A 1,252-nucleotide genomic window follows, 5' to 3' on the forward strand; every position below is an offset into this window, starting at 1 on the left:
GACGCGCGAGGCGGCCCTGCGGACCCTGCGCTTCTGGCGCGCGCGCAAGGCCATGCAGGCGGCCTAGCCTACGCTTCGTAGCCGGTCGGGCGCGGCGCCGGGCGACGGCGCTCGCGGTCGAAATCCATCCGATCGCGCGGCAGGGCCTCGGGGCATTCGTCGCGCATGAAGGCCAGCATCTTCTCACGCACCTCGGCCCGCAGGTCGAAGGCGACCGAGGCGTTACGCGCGCTGGTCAGGCAGCGCACCTGGGCCGTCCGCTCGGTGACGTCCGTGACCTGCAAAGCCACCACGTCGCCGTCCCAGTGCGGCGAGGCGTGGGCGATCTGCTCCAGCTTGATCCGCAGCCGGTCGATGGGCGCCTCGTAATCCACATAGAGGAAGGACACGCCGATCAACCGCGAATCCTCGCGCGTCCAGTTCTGGAACGGCTTCTGGATGAAGTAGGTCAGCGGCAGGACCATGCGCCGCCAGTCCCACAGCTTGACCACCACATAGGTCGAGGTGATCTCCTCGACCCGGCCCCACTCCCCCTCGACGATGACGGCGTCGTCCAGGCGGATCGGTTGGGCCGTGGCGATCTGTATGCCCGCGATCAGATTGGTCAGGAAGGGTTGCAGGGCCAGACCGGCGACGATGCCGACCACGCCGGCTGAAGCCAGCAGCGACAGCCCCCACTGCTTGACCCCCGGAATGGTCAACAGCGCCAGTCCCAGGGTGATCAGGCCGATCAGGATGGCGGCGACCCGTTGCAGGATGCGCGTCTGGGTGACGTGCTTGCGGGCGTAGAGGTTGTCCTCCGCCTCCATGTTGAACTTCTTCAGGTGGACGATCGCGCCCATATCCACCGCGCCCGCCAGCATCCAGCCGCACACCAGGATGAAGCCGAACAGCAGGCTGCGCCGGATGAACAGCGACGGCTCGGGGTCCAGCGGCGACACGGTGACGGCCAGGGCCAGGGCGATGATCATCACTGCGATCCGCACCTTCAGCCGGGCGCGCTTCAGCATCCCCTTCCAGAAGTCGTCGCGGTTGCGCACCGCCAGCTTCAACAGGGCGAACACCACCTGATTGGCCGCCCAGCCGATGAAGACGAAGACCACGGTGATGATCGACACCACCGCCCATTCCGGCAGCCAGTGGAACTGACGCCAGAGCGCAAAGATGGTGTTGGTCAGGTTGGTGACGAACTGAGGCATGAAGGGAGGTTAGACGGCCCAAACAGCCACGTCATCCCGCTTCCCTCTCCCGC

Annotated in this window: 1 protein-coding gene; it reads right to left on the minus strand. The window is 66.5% G+C overall.

What is annotated here, in order from left to right; translation table 11 throughout:
- Window positions 1-68: 68 nt before the first annotated feature.
- On the minus strand, window positions 69-1,199 hold the full coding sequence (locus RT567_RS17010; RefSeq protein WP_313577356.1) for a mechanosensitive ion channel family protein: 1,131 nt from the start codon (window positions 1,197-1,199) through the stop codon (window positions 69-71).
- Between the last annotated feature and the right edge of the window lie 53 nt (window positions 1,200-1,252).

Source organism: Brevundimonas sp. (assembly GCF_032107865.1).
GTDB lineage: Bacteria > Pseudomonadota > Alphaproteobacteria > Caulobacterales > Caulobacteraceae > Brevundimonas.